The sequence below is a fragment of the Sulfitobacter sp. SH22 genome (assembly GCF_965641905.1).
In the GTDB taxonomy this organism is placed as follows: Bacteria; Pseudomonadota; Alphaproteobacteria; order Rhodobacterales; family Rhodobacteraceae; genus Sulfitobacter.
On record NZ_OZ282573.1, the window covers coordinates 942000 to 959818 of the forward strand.

At 60.4% G+C, this 17819-nt stretch carries 18 protein-coding genes; 9 read left to right on the top strand and 9 right to left on the bottom strand.

Annotation, left to right across the window (positions count from 1 at the left end):
* Nucleotides 1–68: 68 nt before the first annotated feature.
* Nucleotides 69–893 carry a nucleoside triphosphate pyrophosphohydrolase gene (mazG, locus tag ACSQ13_RS06590; protein WP_295508454.1) on the bottom strand — a complete coding sequence of 275 codons (825 nt, stop codon included), beginning with the start codon at nt 891–893 and terminating at the stop codon, nt 69–71.
* A 63-nt stretch (nt 894–956) separates the two neighbouring features.
* On the opposite strand from mazG, the gene ACSQ13_RS06595 reads away from it, so the two are divergent.
* The 4 genes from ACSQ13_RS06595 to ACSQ13_RS06610 are packed head-to-tail and all read left to right on the top strand — an operon-like array spanning nt 957 to nt 4518.
* Nucleotides 957–2126, top strand: a complete 1170-nt coding sequence (locus ACSQ13_RS06595; RefSeq protein WP_295508451.1) for a M20 aminoacylase family protein — start codon at nt 957–959, stop codon at nt 2124–2126.
* Complete coding sequence (gene speB, locus ACSQ13_RS06600) at nt 2126–3091, top strand: agmatinase (protein ID WP_176249850.1); 966 nt, start codon at nt 2126–2128, stop codon at nt 3089–3091. The genes ACSQ13_RS06595 and speB (ACSQ13_RS06600) overlap by 1 nt, the downstream gene beginning before the upstream one ends.
* Nucleotides 3088–4035 carry an agmatinase gene (gene speB / locus ACSQ13_RS06605; RefSeq protein WP_176249849.1) on the top strand — a complete coding sequence of 316 codons (948 nt, stop codon included), beginning with the start codon at nt 3088–3090 and terminating at the stop codon, nt 4033–4035. Before speB (ACSQ13_RS06600) ends, speB (ACSQ13_RS06605) begins: the two co-directional genes overlap by 4 nt.
* A 51-nt stretch (nt 4036–4086) precedes the next feature.
* Complete coding sequence (locus tag ACSQ13_RS06610; RefSeq protein ID WP_295508446.1) at nt 4087–4518, top strand: DUF1499 domain-containing protein; 432 nt, start codon at nt 4087–4089, stop codon at nt 4516–4518.
* On the opposite strand, the gene ACSQ13_RS06615 is transcribed toward ACSQ13_RS06610, so the two are convergent.
* A complete protein-coding gene (locus tag ACSQ13_RS06615) occupies nt 4447–4746 on the bottom strand; it encodes a hypothetical protein (RefSeq protein WP_295508443.1) in 300 nt (99 codons plus the stop codon). The genes ACSQ13_RS06610 and ACSQ13_RS06615 overlap by 72 nt on opposite strands.
* A 63-nt stretch (nt 4747–4809) precedes the next feature.
* Between ACSQ13_RS06615 and prfA the strand changes: the two genes are divergently transcribed.
* The 3 genes from prfA to ACSQ13_RS06630 all read left to right on the top strand — a co-directional run bounded on the left by prfA (nt 4810) and on the right by ACSQ13_RS06630 (nt 7636).
* The gene (gene prfA / locus ACSQ13_RS06620) at nt 4810–5865 is read left to right on the top strand and encodes a peptide chain release factor 1 (protein ID WP_176249846.1); all 1056 of its coding nucleotides are present in this window, start codon (nt 4810–4812) and stop codon (nt 5863–5865) included.
* Nucleotides 5862–6704 carry a peptide chain release factor N(5)-glutamine methyltransferase gene (gene prmC, locus ACSQ13_RS06625; protein ID WP_295508440.1) on the top strand — a complete coding sequence of 281 codons (843 nt, stop codon included), beginning with the start codon at nt 5862–5864 and terminating at the stop codon, nt 6702–6704. The genes prfA and prmC overlap by 4 nt, the downstream gene beginning before the upstream one ends.
* Before the next feature lie 215 nt (nt 6705–6919).
* Nucleotides 6920–7636 (top strand): DUF4167 domain-containing protein, encoded by a 717-nt coding sequence (locus ACSQ13_RS06630; protein WP_176249844.1) that lies wholly within the window; start codon nt 6920–6922, stop codon nt 7634–7636.
* Nucleotides 7637–7717: 81 nt separating this feature from the next.
* Here the strand turns inward: ACSQ13_RS06630 and rsmA are convergent, their stop codons facing one another.
* From rsmA to lptF, 6 genes are read right to left on the bottom strand one after another with little or no spacing between them, the layout of a single operon-like run.
* Nucleotides 7718–8560, bottom strand: coding sequence for a 16S rRNA (adenine(1518)-N(6)/adenine(1519)-N(6))-dimethyltransferase RsmA (gene rsmA / locus ACSQ13_RS06635; protein ID WP_176249843.1), 843 nt, complete (start codon nt 8558–8560; stop codon nt 7718–7720).
* A gap of 46 nt (nt 8561–8606) precedes the next feature.
* Nucleotides 8607–9578 carry a 4-hydroxythreonine-4-phosphate dehydrogenase PdxA gene (pdxA, locus tag ACSQ13_RS06640; RefSeq protein WP_295508435.1) on the bottom strand — a complete coding sequence of 324 codons (972 nt, stop codon included), beginning with the start codon at nt 9576–9578 and terminating at the stop codon, nt 8607–8609.
* Nucleotides 9575–10810: a peptidylprolyl isomerase gene (locus tag ACSQ13_RS06645; protein WP_255200164.1), complete on the bottom strand. Its 1236-nt coding sequence runs from the start codon at nt 10808–10810 to the stop codon at nt 9575–9577. The genes pdxA and ACSQ13_RS06645 overlap by 4 nt, the downstream gene beginning before the upstream one ends.
* On the bottom strand, nt 10798–12915 hold the full coding sequence (locus ACSQ13_RS06650; protein ID WP_295508431.1) for an LPS-assembly protein LptD: 2118 nt from the start codon (nt 12913–12915) through the stop codon (nt 10798–10800). The genes ACSQ13_RS06645 and ACSQ13_RS06650 overlap by 13 nt, the downstream gene beginning before the upstream one ends.
* A gap of 1 nt (nt 12916) precedes the next feature.
* A complete protein-coding gene (gene lptG / locus ACSQ13_RS06655; RefSeq protein ID WP_176249840.1) occupies nt 12917–14014 on the bottom strand; it encodes an LPS export ABC transporter permease LptG in 1098 nt (365 codons plus the stop codon).
* Entirely contained in the window at nt 14011–15141 is a 1131-nt protein-coding gene (gene lptF / locus ACSQ13_RS06660) for an LPS export ABC transporter permease LptF (RefSeq protein WP_176249839.1), read from the bottom strand. Before lptF ends, lptG begins: the two co-directional genes overlap by 4 nt.
* Before the next feature lie 137 nt (nt 15142–15278).
* Between lptF and ACSQ13_RS06665 the strand changes: the two genes are divergently transcribed.
* Nucleotides 15279–16751: a leucyl aminopeptidase gene (locus tag ACSQ13_RS06665; protein ID WP_295508427.1), complete on the top strand. Its 1473-nt coding sequence runs from the start codon at nt 15279–15281 to the stop codon at nt 16749–16751.
* A 3-nt stretch (nt 16752–16754) separates the two neighbouring features.
* A complete protein-coding gene (locus ACSQ13_RS06670) occupies nt 16755–17213 on the top strand; it encodes a DNA polymerase III subunit chi (RefSeq protein ID WP_295508425.1) in 459 nt (152 codons plus the stop codon).
* 18 nt (nt 17214–17231) lie between these two features.
* On the opposite strand, the gene ACSQ13_RS06675 is transcribed toward ACSQ13_RS06670, so the two are convergent.
* Nucleotides 17232–17819: a retropepsin-like aspartic protease family protein gene (locus tag ACSQ13_RS06675; RefSeq protein ID WP_176249836.1), complete on the bottom strand. Its 588-nt coding sequence runs from the start codon at nt 17817–17819 to the stop codon at nt 17232–17234.

Here is a 17819-nt window from a genome sequence, read left to right on the forward strand (position 1 = left end):
TCTCCTGTCGTGCCTGGTTCATTGCCTTGCCGCATGCCGTGCCGCTTGTCCAGCAGACAGCGGTTGGACTAGCTGCGTTCCGCCCGTTTCACCGCATCCCACAGCGCATCCATCTCGGCCAGATCGCTTTCTGCGGGGGTTTTCCCGATGTCAGCCAACCGCGCCTCGACCCCTTCAAAGCGGCGGATGAACTTGGCATTGGCACTGCGCAGGGCCGCTTCGGGGTCAAGGCCCAGATGCCGCCCCAGATTGGCCATCACGAACATCAGATCGCCGAATTCCTCTTCTACCTCGGCCTGGGTCAGGGTATCGCGGGCTTCGACCAGTTCGGCGGCTTCCTCGGCTATTTTGGCGACGACATCGCCGGTATCGGGCCAGTCAAACCCCACACGCGCCGCCCGTTTTTGCAGCTTGTAGGCGCGCAGCAGGGCGGGCAGGCCCACGGCAACCCCGTCCAGCGCGCCGCCTTGGGCCTTGTCCGCGCGTTCAGCCGCCTTGATCTTTTCCCAATCAGCGGTTTGCTGATCGGCTGATTTGTCGCGCGATTCATCACCAAACACATGCGGATGCCGCGCGACCATCTTGTCGCTGATGTTGCGCACCACGGATTGAAAGGTGAAATGCCCGTCTTCTTCGCCCATGGCGGTGTGATAGACGGTTTGCAGCAGCAGATCGCCCAATTCGCCCTCAAGCTCGGGCCAGTCGCCACGTTCAATCGCATCGGCAACTTCGTAAGCTTCTTCAATGGTATAGGGGGCGATGCTGGCGAAATCCTGTTCGATGTCCCACGGGCATCCGGTTTCGGGATCCCGCAAACGGCGCATGATCTCCAACAACCGCTCAATTCCCGCGCTTTGATCGTGGATCAATGCATCTTTCGTCTTCTCGCCCATTGCAGCGCCCTTGTGTCTGGTGTCAGATGCAACCTGACCAAGATATATGCAGGAGTCCACCCAATGCCCGTCGTCAACCGCATCGCCGATTTTGCCCCTTTGATGACCGAATGGCGCAGACATCTGCACACGATCCCTGAACTGGGCTTTGACTGCCCCAAGACCGCCGCCTTTATCAAGGAACGGCTGCAAGAATTCGGCGTCGACGAAATTCACGAAGGCATCGCGCAGACCGGCATTGTGGCGATCATCAACGGCAATGGCGACGGCCCCACGATCGGGTTGCGCGCAGATTTTGACGCGCTGCCGATCCTTGAGGAAACCGGCGTCGAATACGCGTCGACGCATGCAGGCAAAATGCACGCCTGCGGCCATGACGGCCATACGGCGATGCTGCTGGGAGCCGCTAAATACATGGTCGAGACGCGCAATTTCGCGGGCCGTGTGGCGCTGATTTTCCAACCTGCCGAAGAAGACGGCGGCGGCGCGCAGGTGATGTGTGCCGAAGGCATGATGGACCGTTTCGACATCGCGCAGGTTTACGGCATCCACAACATGCCCGGGGCCGAATTCGGGGCGTTTTTCACCACGCCGGGGCCGATCATGGCGGCGGTCGATTCCTTTACCATCCAGATCAACGGGCGCGGCGGCCATGGGGCCATGCCGCATGAAACTGCCGATCCGGTCGTTGCCGCCTGCGGCATCGTGCAGGCGATCCAGACGATTTCCAGCCGGAACGTTCTGTCGGCGCAGGAACATGTGATTTCGGTGACGCAGATCCACACCGGATCGGCCAGCAACATCATCCCCGATACCGCGATGATCAACGGGACCGTGCGGACCTTTGACAAGGATGTGCAGACGCTGATCCGCACGCGGATGGAAGCGATCATTCAGGGGCAGGCGGCAAGTTACGGCGTGACCGCAACGCTCGACTACGAAGAAGGGTATCCCAGCACCGTGAACGCCCCCGAGCAAACTGCGCTGGCCGCCGATGTGGCCCGCAGCGTCGTGGGCGATGCAAATGTCGATGCGGAATTCCCCCGCGTCGCCGGTGCCGAGGATTTCGCCTATATGCTGGAAGAACGCCCCGGTGCCTATCTGTTCTTGGGCGCTGGCGAGGGAGCGGGGCTTCACCATCCGAAATTCAACTTCAACGATGATGTTGCCCCCGTTGGGGCGTCGTTCTTTGTGCAGCTGGTCGAACAGCTTCAACCGACGGCAGGTCACTAATGGCACTAGAAGACGCAAAAACCCAAGTTGATCAGGCCTTTACCCGCGAGGAGCTAAAGGGACCAAGCTTTGAGAACGCCTTTGGCGGGGCGACGTCATTTCTACGCCGGCGCTATACCAAAGACCTGCGCGGCGTTGACATCGCCGTGACCGGCGTGCCGTTTGACCAAGCCGTGACCAACCGCACCGGCACCCGCCTTGGCCCGCGCGCGATCCGCGAGGCATCCAGCTTGCAGCCCTATGATCCGCCCTATGGTTGGGATTTCGACGTGCTAAGCGAATTTGCCATCGCCGATTATGGCGATCTGGCGTTTGATTACGGGCACACCAGCCAGTTTCCTGCCGCTTTGACCAAACATATCAAGGGAATACTGGACGCAGGTGCCGCAAGTGTGGTGCTGGGCGGCGATCATTACATCAGCTTCCCGATCCTCAAGGCCTATGCCGAAAAATACGGGCCGATCAGCCTGCTGCAATTCGATGCGCATTCCGACACATGGCCCGATGATGACATGGACCGGATCGACCACGGCACGATGTTCTACAAGGCGGTCAAATCCGGCATCGTTGATCCGCACACTTCCGTTCAGGTCGGCATCAGGACGACCAATCCGGACACTTTGGGGGTCACGACGATCGACGCCCGCGAAGTCCATGAGAAAGGCCCGCAAGCGGCAGTGGCCAAGATCAAACAGGTGCTTGGCGACCGGCCCTGTTATCTGACCTTTGACATCGACGCCCTTGATCCGGCCTTTGCGCCCGGTACCGGCACGCCGGTATGGGGTGGGCTGACATCGGCGCAATGCGCGATCATGATGCGTGATCTGGCGGGGATCAACATCGTCGGTGGCGACATTGTCGAAGTCTCACCCCCCTTTGACACCACCGGGGCCACGGCAATCGCGGGCGCACATGTGGCGACAGAAATCCTGTGCCTGTTGGGATGGAGAATGCGAAACACATGAGCAAGAAAAACCAACCCATCAGCGGCAATGATCTGGCGCGGTTTTCGGGGCCCAACACGTTTATGCGCTTGCCGTCGGCAAGTGACCTCAAGGGGTTGGACGTCGCGGTGCTGGGTATTCCACTGGATATCGGCACCTCGTGGCGGTCCGGCACGCGCTTTGGCCCAAAACAGGTCCGCGCCGAGAGCGCGATGCTGCGGCCCTATAATCTGGCCACAGGGGCGGCACCTTTTGACGGGCTGCAGGTCGCTGATATTGGTGATCTGGCGATCAACACATTTTCCCTTTCAGATAGTTTATCAATCATTCAAGAGAGTTACGACGCGATCTTGAAGTATGACGCGATGCCGCTGGCAATCGGGGGCGATCATTCGATCACCCTGCCGATCCTGCGGGCAATGGCGAAACGGCACGGGCCGCTGGCCCTTGTCCATGTGGATGCCCATGCAGACGTCAACGACGAGATGTTCGGAGAGCGCGAAACCCACGGCACCGTCTTTCGCCGCGCCTATGAAGAAGGTCTGATAAACTCGGAGAAGACCTATCAAATCGGCCTTCGCGGGTCGGGTTACGGGGCCGATGACTTCACCGAAGCCGCCGGTTGGGGGTTCCAGCAGTTCCCCGCACATGAGCTGTGGCACCGCAGCCTGTCGCCCCTGGGGGCGGAAATCCGGCGCGATATCGGCGATGCACCGGTCTATATCACCTATGACATCGACAGCCTTGATCCGGCCTATGCACCGGGTACCGGCACGCCTGAAATCGGCGGCCTGACCACGCCGCAGGCGCTGGAGCTTTTGCGTGCGCTCAAGGGGTTGAACGTCGTGGGGGCCGATCTGGTTGAAGTATCGCCGCCCTATGACACATCGGGGAACACGGCGCTGACAGGGGCGAATATCCTGTTTGAAATCATGTGTATCCTGCCCGGCGTTGCGTATCGCTGATCCGGCGGACGCTCCGCGGGGAGTTTATTTGGCAAAATGAAGGGTAAGCGAATGATGGGTTTCTTTTGGGTCGTGGTTTTGGTGTTTGTCGGGGTGCAGGCCTATGTGCGCTTTGCCCCCGGTGACGCGGCGAACTGGACCGTGGATGCCAATGCCGATGCGCCGGGGGCCTATCCGACGGAGGGTGGTTTCAGGGTTGTGGCCGCGGTTGATCAGGACCCCAAGCCCGTGCTGGAGGCATTTGAGGCCGCGATACTGGCGCAGCCACGGAGCCAGAAGCTGGGCGAGGTGGCAGGCCAGCAGATTTACGTGACCCGCTCGCTGCTTTGGGGGTTTCCCGATTACACCACGGTTGCTGTTTCGGACGACCAGAGCCGCATGACGTTTTTCAGCCGGTTGCGGTTTGGCCGGTCAGATATGGGCGTGAACCGGAAACGGCTTAAACAGGTTCTGGCGTCCATCGGGGTCGCGGTCCAGCCTTGAGGTCTGGCAGCCTTGTTGCACCTCGCGCCACATCGGCACGTTGAGCGACATCTGGCATTGCGCAAGAAACAGCCGACCGCCCACCTCCATGCAGATGGTATCGCCCAGTTCGACCCGTTTGCCTTGGGTGTCGGTGCAAAAGCAATCGACCGGCTTTCCGCTGGGATAGGTGGACTGGGCGGCGGCAGGCGGGGCAAACAGGCCCAATATCAGAGCAATCTGTTTCATGAGGTTGGATATTAGCACACAGCGGCCCTTGACCATAGCGCGATCATCAGCGACAGAAACCCGATGATCCCCATGGACCGCCTTGCTCAAATCACCCAACGTTTCCAGTTTCTGGAAGCGTCGATGTCGTCCGGGTCGGATGGTGCCGATTTCGCCAAGCTGGCCAAGGAATATGCCGACCTGCGCCCTGTGGTCGAGCAGATTGAGGAATACCGCCAGCTGTTGCAGGACATGGACGACGCGCGGGCCATGCTGAAAGACCCCGAAATGGCGGAGCTGGCCGAGGAAGAATTGCCCCGCCTGAAGGCCGCCTTGCCCAAAGCCGAAGCATCGTTGCAACTGGCGTTGCTGCCCAAGGATGCGGCCGATGCGAAACCTGCGATGCTGGAGATCCGCCCCGGTACCGGCGGTGACGAGGCTGCGTTATTCGCGGCGGACCTGTTGCGCATGTACCAGCGCTATGCCGAAACGCAGGGCTGGAAGTTTGATCTGATCGAAGAGCAGATGACCGAGTTGGGCGGCGTCAAGGAAGTCGTGGCCCATATCAAGGGTCAGAATGTCTTTGCCCGTTTGAAATACGAATCCGGCGTGCACCGCGTTCAGCGCGTGCCCACCACCGAAAGCGGCGGGCGCATTCACACCTCGGCGGCAACTGTCGCCGTGCTGCCCGAGGCCGAGGATGTGGATATTCACATCGACCCCAATGATTTGCGGATCGACACGATGCGCAGTTCGGGGGCAGGGGGCCAGCACGTCAACACCACCGATTCCGCCGTGCGGATCACCCATATCCCCACCGGCATTGTCGTCACGTCGTCAGAGAAATCCCAGCACCGCAACCGCGAGATCGCGATGCAGGTGCTCAAAGCGCGGCTCTATGATGCGGAGCGTCAGCGCGTGGACACTGCGCGATCGGCCGATCGGGCGGCGCAAGTCGGGTCGGGCGACCGGTCTGAGCGGATCAGGACCTATAACTTTCCCCAAGGGCGGATGACCGATCACCGGATCAACCTGACCCTGTACCGCCTTGATGCCATTTTGCAGGGCGATCTGGACGAAATCATCGACGCGCTAACCGCAGATGCCCAAGCCCGCATGATGGCGGAGATGGGCCAGTGAGCGCGCCGACAGCGGCGCAAGCGATGGCATCAGCTGCGGCACGTCTGCGCGCGGCAGGGGTGCCTGATCCGGCCCGTGATGCGCGGCTGTTGCTGGCCCATGCGGCATCGGTGGACGCATCGCGCGTCACCTTGATCGCGCCCGAAGAAATCGCCCCAGAAATCGCAGAACGCTATGAGAACCTGATTGCGTTGCGGGTTGTGCGGGTACCTGTGTCTCATCTGGTCGGCCAACGCGCGTTCTACGGGCGCGATTTCAAGGTCAGCCGCGATGTGCTGGACCCGCGCCCCGAAACCGAGACGCTGATCGAGCTGGCCCTGTCCGAACCCTTTGAGCGGGTGCTGGACCTGGGCACCGGGTCGGGCTGCATTCTGGTGACCTTGCTGGCAGAGCAGCAGGACGCCCATGGCGTGGGGCTGGACCTGTCGGAATCGGCCTGCCTGCAAGCCAGTGCCAATGCGGTGCTGCACGGGGTGCATGCGCGGGCAGACATCCGGAAATCCGACTGGTTCGAGGCGGCGGACGGTCGGTTTGACCTGATCGTCGCCAATCCGCCCTATCTGGCAAAATCCGAAATGGCGGGCGTATCGCCCGAATTGCGGCTGCACGAACCCGAGATGGCCTTGACCGACGGGCTGGACGGGCTCAGCGCCTACCGGGTGATTGCATCCCAGGCCCAGGGCTATCTGACCGCCACCGGCCGTGTGCTGGCCGAAATCGGCTGGCAGCAAGGCCCGGATGTGGCAGGGATTTTCAAAGCCGCCGGATGGGGCCGGGTTCGGGTGCTGCCCGATCTGGACGGGCGCGACCGTGTCCTTTGGGCCGATACGCCAGCATGAAAATGCCAAAATCCACCCGATCTTTCATATTCTTGACAGTTTGTGCTTGATCGCACCTCATAGCCGTGCTTATTCAATCTTGTTGAAGCGGTGGATGCTACATTGGCGGTCCCGCTCGGCGCTAAGCCCAACATATCGTATGGCGCGCTTTTGAAGGATGTAAATGCATCCGGCGGCTTTCTCGAAGCACAGCATAACAAGGCTGAACGAATTACATGAAATCTTCCAGATCACGTTCCCGATCCAAGAACAGTCGCAACCGCCAACCGCAAAGTGGCGGCAACGTCGTGAACCGCGTGTTCGACAGCTCTGGCCCCGAAGGCAAAGTGCGCGGCACGCCGCAGCAGGTTATCGAGAAATATAACCAGCTTGCCCGCGATGCCCAGCTGAGCAATGACCGCGTTGCGGCCGAAAACTTTCAGCAGCACGCCGAGCATTATCTGCGCATGCTGTCCGAAGCACAGCGCGAGATGGACCAGCGTCGCGAAGAGCAGGAACGCCAGCAGCGCGAGCGTCAGGAAGAACAAGACCGCCAGAACCGCGAACGCCAGGCCGAGCGGGACCGCGAGCGGGCCGAGCGTCAGGAACGCGATGCCGCCAATGGCGGACCTTCGCATGAGGGCGATGCAAACGGTGCAGACCAGCCAAGCACACAAGCCAGTGACGGTGATCAAAGACAGCAGCCTGCCCAAGACAGTGGCGACGCGCCAAAACGCCGCCGCAGCAGCAACCGCCACCCCAAGCAACCCGATGCCCCTCAGGGCGAGGATGCGTCGCAAGCTGGTGATGACAGCGACAGCAATCTGGTCGAGACACCCGAGAGCAAGCCAAAACCCCGCCGTGCGCCCCGTCGCAAACCACAGCCCAAGGCTGATGATGCGTCGAACGCGTCACCGGACGCGGGTGGCGACCACACGGAAGCGGCTGAATAAAGCACCGTGGATTTTATCGAAAAGGCCTCGCAATTTGCGGGGCCTTTTTCGTTTTACCATCGAAAGCTGATGCTCGGATGCCTAGGGTTTGGCCAGCTCGCGGGCCAGCGCACAGAACGCCTCAAGCGAGACTTGTTCGGCGCGCTCGGTCGGTTTGATGCCGGCAGCGATCAAACGGTCCTCGATATCGGGTGCCGCGCCTTTGAGCGCCGAGCGCAACATTTTGCGGCGCTGGTTGAACGCCATCGCCACAATACGGCTGAGCACGGCGGGATCGGCAGGGTAACGCGGCTCTGCCAGAGCAGTCAGATGGACCACCGCAGACGACACTTTGGGCGGCGGGGTAAAGGCCTCGGGGGGGAGGTTCATCACGATCCGCGCATCCGCCCGCCATTGCGCCAGCAAGGCCAGCCGCCCGTAGGCTTTGGAACCCGGCTTGGCAACGATGCGTTCCGCGACTTCGCGTTGGAACATCAAGGTCAGGCTTTCCCAGAACGGGGGCCATTGCGCAGGGGTCAGCCAGCGTACCAGCAGTTCCGTGCCGACATTATAGGGCAGGTTCGCCGCGATACGGATCGGCGGGGTCAGATAGGCCAGCGGGTCGATCTCGAGAGCGTCGCCTTCGATCACTGTCAGGCGGCCCGGGTAAGCCTCGGCGATCTCGTTCAAGGCGGGCAGGCAGCGTTTGTCTTTTTCGATGGCCAGCACGCGCCGCGCCCCTTCGGCCAGCAGGCCACGGGTCAGCCCCCCGGGGCCAGGCCCGATTTCAAGCACATCGCAGCCCGACATATCCCCTGCCTGCCGCGCGATTTTAGCGGTGAGGTTCAGATCAAGCAGAAAGTTCTGGCCCAGCGATTTGCGGGCTTTGAGATCATGGGTGTTGATGACGTCGCGCAGGGGCGGCAGGGTATCGATTGTGGTCATGTTGTACTTTCGCCTTCGGCGAGGATATTTAAGAGCCAGAGAAGCATCAGGACCCCGCCATTTTATAGGCAAGGCGAATGGCCTCGACCATACTGGTGGGGTTTGCGATGCCTTTTCCGGCGATGTCAAAGGCCGTGCCGTGGTCCGGCGAGGTCCGGATAAAGGGCAGGCCCAGGGTCACATTGACGCCGCGGTCGAAATCGAGGGTCTTGATCGGGATCAGCGCCTGATCATGGTACATTGCAATCGCCGCGTCATAGCGGGCACGGGCTGCGGCGTGGAACATTGTATCGGCAGGCAGGGGGCCCATCAGGTCATAGCCTTCGGCTTGCATGGTGGCGACCAGATCATTCATCCAGTCGATTTCCTGCCGGCCCATGGTGCCGCCTTCGCCTGCGTGGGGGTTTAACCCTGCGATGGCGATTCTGGGCTTGGCGATGCCGAATTGGGCGGTCAGCCCCGCCGCAGTGATTTCGATCACCCGGCGCAGGTGCGACGGGGTCAGCACATGGGCCACCTGATCCAGCGCGATATGGATTGTTGCAGGCACCACGCGCAACTGATCCGACGCCAGCATCATCACCACATCATCGACGCCCGCAAGGGCCGCAAGATATTCGGTATGACCCGGATAGGCGAAATTGGCCCCGTCTTTGAGGGCCTTTTTATGGATCGGCGCGGTGGTCAGCGCACAGGCATCGCCCGCGCGCACCAGATCAACGCCCCGTGCGATCACATCAATCACGGCTTGGGCATTGGCGGGGTCGGCCTGACCCGCCACATTGGGCGCGGGGAAGGGGTGGGGCAGAACCGGCAGTGCATCGGTGCCGACATCAAGGGCCTGATCACAGCGATCAATCACGCGGTGGGGGATATCGGCGGGCAGATGGCGCGGGTCGCCCAGCCAGAGCATCGGGACCTCACCAGCGAGCACGGCCCATGCACGGGCTGCGACCTCGGGGCCGATGCCTGCCGGCTCTCCGCAAGAGATGACGACAGGCCGTGTTGACCGGATCATTTGCGGACGATGCGCGCGTTGGCTTTCAATTCCGCAAGCAGCTGATCCGCATAGCCCACCAGACGTTGCTGGCGCAGGGCGTTGATCACGTCTTCGCGGCTGGCTTCCTGATTGGCGGCGGCGGTGCGGCCACACATCATCAGGAACATCAGCGTTTGACCGTTGGAGCGGGTTAGCGCGGTGGAGACTTCGCCCGGATCAAGCTTGGAAAGCTCGATCGCGATGTCCTGCGAAATCTCGCCCGGGCTTTTGGTCACACGTTCCAGCACTTCGGCGGGCTGGCCTTTGGCTTCGCCGTAAAGATCGTTGCAATTGTCGACGCGGGCGCGGATTTTCGCCGCTTGCGCCAAGGTTTCAGGGCTGCGGCCACCGGCAAGATAGTAAGCGGCATAATCAATCGTGGAATATGTCGGTGCCGATGTGCTGGTTTCCTGAATGTCGCGCAACTGGAACAAGGCCACGGCATTGGGGATCGGCAGCGGTGCTGTCACCTCGCCCGGTGCGAGGCCCAGGATCAACCCTTGCAGGCTGGGTGGCAAGGCGGAGAGGTCTTGCCAGTCCAGACGCCCGCCACGGCCGCGCGATGCGGTCGCGGAATATTTGCTGGCGTAGTTCGAGAATTCGGAAACCGAGCGGGTCTGCGAGATTTGTTCCGCCAGCGCGTTCACGCGGGCTGCGTTTTGCGGCGGGGCGGGAATGATGATTTCCGACACAAGAACCCGCACACCGCTGCCCCGTGTTGTCCCGAGCGCGCGGCTGATTTCGGCGTCGGTGATCTGCACGCGGGACGCATAGCGCGCCCGGACAAGTTCACGCCAGCCGATTGAATTGACGACGAAATCGCGGAAGGTCTCGGGGGAGACGCCGGCCTGACCAAGCGCTTTGGTGAATTCGGCAGCGCTCAGGTTTGCACGGCTTGCAAACTCTTCAAGACTTTCGTTGATGCCTTCGGCGGTCAGTTCGATCCCGGCATCGGCCACCGCTTCGTTGCGCAGGCGTTCGTCGATCAAGGTATCAATCGCGCCTTCGCGGGTGGCACCGGGTGCGTTCAGCAGTTGCAAGAACCGCTGGCGCTGTTGAACCTCGAATTCGGTCACAACAGACTGGTTCACCTTTGCCACCGGCGCATAGAGGTTTTGCGCAAGCGCGGGGGCGGCTGTGATCACGGCAAGGCCGATGATCGCAACACTCTGTGTCAGACGGTTCAGGTTCATCTTAGTTACATCCCACATGATCGCACATATCTTTCTTTTCCGTTGGAGGCCGAGAAGCCCCGCAGGCCGATGTTAAACCCGATATCCGTCGAGGGCTCAACACTTGTTGATGAGGTATAGCGCCGGCGGACCAAAAGGTCGACGCTGACGCATTCGTTGTTATAGGTCAGGCCCAGCCCCGCCGTTGCCGCGCGCCGGTTTTCGATATCATAGCGCACGTCCGCGCTGGCCGTCCAATGTTTGCGGAAATCATAGGACCCGTCCAGCGACAGTTCGGATATGGGATCGGGCCGGTTTTCGACCAGATCGGTCTCGAGCCAGACAAAGGTTCCACCCAGACTGGCATTGCGAAACAGCCAATCGCCGCGCAGTTCGGCCTTGGAAATCTGCAAATCGCTGTCCACCAAGGTGCGTGCGGTCAGGGACATACCGGCGCGGTTTCTGATTTGCCCCGCCAGCAGGATATCGGAACTGGTGCCGGACATGCCGGATGTATCGGTGAATTCGGCGTCAAAGACGGAGCGGAAGACCTGACCGACGGCCAGATGGGCATCCCAGCCTTTTGGGTCAACCCGCGCCCATGTCACCCCCACGGCAGAGAGCGTGCCGCGTTCGCGCCGGTCTGGACGCGGGAAGCGCGACAGGCTTAGCAGATTGCCCTGATCGAATTCGACCCGCGTGCTTTCGTCGTTGGGGATGTTCAGGCGTTGCCCGCCAACCCAACCGATTTGCGCCAGCGGGGCCAGGGTTTGGGTGACGCCATTGGCACCACGGCGGATCATCGGATAGCTCAGCCCGACCGCGGCAAAGGGCACCAGTTCAGCGTGGTTTTGCTCGAAACTGCTGTCTTGGGTAATGTCAAAGGCGTTGAAACTGAGCCCGCCACGGGCATCGGTGACGAAACCGCTTTGATGGGTAAAGCGTTGCAGATACTCCACCTTGCCATTGATCCGCGCAACATCGCGCCCGATCACATCAATCACCGAACTGCGTTGATGGCTGTGGGCCTGAAGCGATAACCGGACCTCGCCACCGAGGGATTTTGGAAAGAACCTGCGTTCGACTTCGCCGTCAATCACCAGCGTCGGCAGGGTGGAGTTGATTTCGCCGTCCCGCAGGGTTTCAAAGTTGTACAGGCTTGCGCGCACATAGTTGTCGCGGCGGGCGCGGGTCACGGTGACATCACTGCGCAGGCGGTCTTCGTCGGAATAACCGTATTCCGTGAAATAGGCGTCGTCGCTGACAATCTTGATGTTAAAGCTCAGCTCGTAATCGCGCGGCAGATCGAATGTGCCGTCCCCGACCAGATAGCCGCGCGTTGTACCGGGCAGTTCGTCATCGCGGGTATAGGCCCCCTCGAAGGACATACGTCCGGTGACAAAAGCCTGACGGTACCGGAATTCAAGCGTGCGGGTGGCGGTCGACAGGTAAGGGGTCAGCGTCAGATCGCGGCTGTCGCCCAGTTTGATGAAATACGGAACCTTGATCCCTGTCCCCAACTGGGACGTGGTGCGCACCGATGGCGTCAGAAAGCCGGTGGCGCGGTCAAGGGTCGGGTCGGGCATGCGCAAACGCGGCAGGTAAAAAACCGGTACGGTTCTGATGTGAAACCTCGCATCGTCAAAATAAAGCTGTTGGGCGGCTTCGTCATGGATCACCCGGCGGGCGCGGATCTGCCACAGGGGCACTTCGCCATCATTGCATATTTTACAAGAGGTTACGGCGGTTTTATAAAGCTGGCTATAGCGCCCGTCGACCCGGTCAAGCTGCACGGCGGCCAGTTGCACCTGCTGGTTCAACACCATGCGCGCGCCCAGAAGCAGACCGTTTTGCAACCCGGCGTCCAGTTCTGCGGCATCGGCCAAAATCACACTGCCCGTGCCATCGGTCAGCACAATCGGCCCTTCGATGGTCAGCGCGCCGGATTGTCCGTCATAGCTGATGGATTTTGCGCGAATGCGGGTATCACCTTGAAACGCCTCGACATTTCCGCGCGCAACCAGAACACGATCACGGGTGATCAGCAAATCGTCAGCCACCAGAACCGCTGGGCGCTCGTCCACGCTTTGGGCCCATGCGGGCAGGGGCAGGAATAACGACAGGATCAACAGAAGACGCCGCATTTCAGCCATCCTCCGCATGCAGCAAAAGACCAAGGGCCAGCAGAATGGACGCAGCAGGCGGAGCCCAGGCAGCGAGGATCACCGGAATTTGCCCGTTTTCACCCAAAATCTGTGCAAAGCTGCGAATGAAATACAAACCGAACCCCAACAAGACCGATGCCAAGACGGCAACGCCTGTGCCCCCAAACCTCGTATGCCGCATGGTGAATGCGCTCGCAACAAGAACCATCGCCACCAGGAAGAACGGCCGCGCCAGTTCGGTCTGCAGCCAGACCTTGTGACGGCGCGGGGAAAAGCCTGCTTGCTCAAGCTGGTGAATGAACGCCGGCAGCTCATAGATCGACACGGCACCAGGGTCGCTGATGCTTTCGCGGATGCGGTCAAGGGTCAGGTTCGACGGCAGGGTCAGCGTTTCGAAATACGCGGCGTTGCCTTCGGCATTTACCCCGACCTCAAGCGGCCACGACTTGGCCCCGGTGAGCACCCAGTTGCCATCCTCAAGGGATGCACTTGTCGCCTCGATCCGGCGGTTCGGGCCCCCCTCGGGCGCATAAGAGATAAAGGTCACATCATATAAAACCGACGCATCGCCGTTCGACCGCCATGCACGGATCACCGTCTGCCCCGGATCGCCCCCCTGACGCAGCCACAACCCTTCGTCGCTGATCGACAAGGCTGATGCACCGCCGGCGCGGATGTTTTCGGTGACCTGAGTATAGCGTTTCGCCGTGGCCGCAACGATCGGGTTCAGCATCCCAACCGCCATGATCCCGATAATAAACGCCACCGCCACAGGTGCCTGCAACGCGCTGAGCGCAGAGCGGCCAGCGGCACGGGTCACCACCAGTTCGGACGATCGGGCCAGCGACAGAAACAAAACAACCGTCGCCAGAATCATGATCAGCGGCAAGATCAGGTTCAAGGTTTCGGGCGTGTTCAGCAACGTGAGCCCCAGAACCCGTTGCCAGCTGATGTCGTAGCTTGAAAACTTGCGGGCCTGATCGACCATATCGACCAAGATCACCAACGCGAACAGCACCCCCGTGATCAGCAGGAAACCGGTCAAGAAACGCCGTGCGAAATAGAAATGCAGGATCATGCAGCGACCTTTCTGCGGCGCAACCGGCGCAGCCAGGCCGGATGGGCCGCATGCCAGATCATCCCCGTGACCAACACCAGCCCAAACAGGCTGGGCAGATAAACAAGCGGCCAGCGGCTGGCATCCCTCAGCACGATATCCACCAGACTGCCGTCGATCCCGTCAATGGCGATCAGCAAACCAAAGGCGATCACGATCTCGCGCCAGACCCCGAACCGCGAAAACCCGCCCAGAATCAACGTGGCATAGCCGATCATCGCAGCAACAATGCAAAACAGCGGCGCGGCAAAGCGGGAATGGAACTCCTCTGTGATAGCACCCTGGCTGATCAGCCCACTGCCGCCCAGATCGCCCCAACGGGTAAGCAACCGGGGCGTGACCATGCTGTCGATCGACAGGTTTTCCCTGGCTTGGTTCCTGACCAGCGCCGAGATATCAAACGAGAAATCGCGGAATTTGGCCGTGGACAACTGTTTGGTTTCATTGGACAAACGCTGCGCCAGCCCGTCTACCATGATCAGGGTGGTGCCGTCGCCGTTGTTCACAAGATAGGCTTCCGATGCGGAATAGATGATGCCTTCCTCGGGGTTACGGCGATCCGACAGGAACACATCGCGCAACACGCCATCGGCCCCAACCAGCCGGGTGTAAAACGTCACCTTGGAGGTAGGATGCAAAAATTCGCCCTCGGTCAGCAGACGCGCCGACACATTTTGCGAAATCTCGGTCTCGCGCTGGCTCAATTGCCCTTTTGCCATGGGCACCAGAAAATGCGTGAGGATCGACAACATCACCGCCACACAGATGCCATAGACCAGCACGGGCCGCGCCAGACGCCACGGGCCGCTGCCCGTTGCCTGCATCACAATCAGTTCGGATTCGCTGGTCATGCGGTTGATCACATAGACCGACCCTGCAAAAGCGGCGATTGGGAACACGGTGGTGATCAGCTTGGGCAGGCCCAGAACTGTAAACTCAAGAAATACCAGCGCGGTCTGGCCATCCCCAATCAGCCGGTCAAACAAGACAACAGCCCGATTGATCCAGAAAATCGCCACCAGTATCAGCGCGAAAAAACTGAACAGGATCAGCAATTGGGACAACATATAGCGGTCAAACTTAGCCAATCTGCATCCCTTAGGTGTTTGAACTGTAATTATTCGGTCACGATAAAGCAAAATAGCGCCCGCGAAAACTGCTATCTGGCCTTACCGGCGACTGCGCGCTAGGTCTTGGGGCAATTCTTATGAAAAGGACCCCGAACATGACCGCATTGACCCCAATGAGTTTTGTCCAAACCGACATCGACCAGATCGCAGGCCATGCCGGCCGCGTGGCGGTGACGGTGGATGCCACAGGCAAGATGAACCCAAGTGCGCGTCGGATCAACAAGCTGACCAAAGGCGCGTTGGAACGGCTGGTTCAAAGCACCAAGTTCACCGATCTGAAACCCGGCGACGTGCTGAGCATGGGCTATCCCACAGGCATGGCAGCCGAAGCCGTGGATGTGGTGCAACTGGCCAATAACGCAGACGTGCATGACCTGCGCAAAGCAGGGGCAAATCTGGCGAAACAGCGCGGCGAGGCGGATTTGCTGGTGCTGACCGGCGGGCTGCGCAAATCGGCGGAGCTGTGCTTTGGTCTGGCGATGCGCGACTATTCGTTCGAGGATAACAAAAGCAAAGGCAAGCCGCGCAAAGGGTCGGTTACGGTCATGGCCAGCACCCCTGACGACGTGAAAGCCGCAGCGGAGCCGCTGTTGGCCATTGCCGACGGGGCGTTTATGACCCGCGATCTGACCAATGAACCGGCCAATGTGCTGACCACAACCGAATTTGCCGACCGTCTGGCCGCGATGAAGAGCATCGGCCTCGAGGTCGAAGTGCTGGACGATGCAAAGCTGGAAAAGCTGGGCATGCGGACGCTTTTGTCTGTTGGACAGGGGTCGGCCAGCCCGTCCTATGTGGTTGTTATGAAATGGAATGGCGGCAAAAAAGGCACCGCCCCGCTGGCCTTGGTCGGCAAGGGCGTGGTCTTTGATACCGGCGGTATCAGCCTCAAGCCCGGGGCCGGCATGGAAGACATGACAATGGATATGGGCGGCGCGGGCGTGGTGTCAGGCGTGATGCGCAGTCTGGCGTTGCGCAAGGCCAAGGCCAATGTCGTCGGTCTGGTGGGCATTGTCGAAAACATGCCCTCGGGCACCGCGACCCGCCCCGGCGATGTGATCAAAACCATGAAGGGCGACACGGTCGAGGTCATCAACACGGATGCCGAAGGGCGGTTGGTGCTATGTGACGTGATGTGGTACGCGCAAGAACAGTTCAAACCCGCCGCCATGATCGACCTTGCCACCCTGACAGGCGCGATCGTAGTGGGCTTGGGCCATGAGAACGCAGGCGTATTTTCCAACAACGACACGCTGTGCAACGCCTTTTTGAAAGCGGCTGGTGCCGAAAAAGAAGGCGCATGGCGGATGCCGATGGGTGCGGGCTATGACAAGTTGCTGGAAAGCCGGATCGCCGATATGAAAAACATCGGCGGTCGCAATGGCGGTGCTGTGACGGCTGCGCAATTCCTTGGGCGGTTCGTGAAAGACGAAACCCCGTGGATCCACCTTGATATTGCCGGTGTTGCCTCGGTCAAAGAGGAAACCGCATTGGCCCCGAAAGGTGCGACAGGCTGGGGTGTGGCATCGTTGAACCGGTTGATTTCGGACCATTACGAGGGCGAATAGACAATGGGTGCCGCGTATTTCTATCACCTGACCCAGCGACCGCTGGTCGAGACGTTAACCATGCTGTTGGGCAAGGCCCAAGGGGCAGGGTGGCGCGTGGCAGTTCGCGGGACCGATGACACTTTGTTGGCGCAAATGGATGCCGCCCTGTGGCTGGGCCCCGATGACGGGTTCTTGCCACACGGGTTGGCAGGCGGCCCCCATGATGCGGACCAGCCGGTGTTGCTGACAACGAAAAGCGATACGCCAAACGGGGCGACTTGCGTTTTTTCGATCCACGGGGCCGATGTGAAGGCGGATGAAGTTGCAGCATTGGACCGCGTCTGCATCCTGTTCGACGGGCTGGACGAGATCGCGCTGAACAAGGCGCGCGGCCAGTGGAAAGCGCTGAAAGATGCCGGTGCATCGGCACAATACTGGTCCGAAGAAAGCGGCAACTGGGAGAAAAAGGCAGAAACCTGAACAGGTTGCGGGGCGGTCTTAACGTGTCAGGATCAGTTCGTTATTCGAAATCTCGATCCGGCCCCAGCGTTGCAGATAGCCCATGCCCAACAAGGATTGCGCCATATCTCCGTCATTGACCACGGCAGAGACATCGAAGTCACGCACCGTGCCCAGTTGCACCTCGTTCAGGCGCACGAATGCGGTGCGGACTTCGCCGTTGGCGGTGTTGGCGCGGCCAAGATAGTTCAAGGTATCTGGTGACAGACCAACGCGCTGCGCGTCGGCGCGGGTCAGGACCATGTCGCTGGCACCGGTATCCACCACAAAACGGATCGCCGCGCCATTGATTTGCATGGTCAGGTAATAATGCCCGTCGCGGGCGCGCGGGATGGTGACCGTGCCGATCCCGGCCTCATAGCTTTGCTGCGGCACGGCCGAACTGCGGCTGATATCGCCCCACAGACCGTAACCCGCCGCGGCCCCGATAAAGATCATGCCCCAGACCGCGGCCTGTTGCAGGGTTTTGTTAAACCCTTCGCCACGGCCTTGCATAAAGAACCAGCCCGCGACCATCGCAAGCAACACCAAAAGATAGATCAGACGGCCGGTTTCGAATTCTGGCAT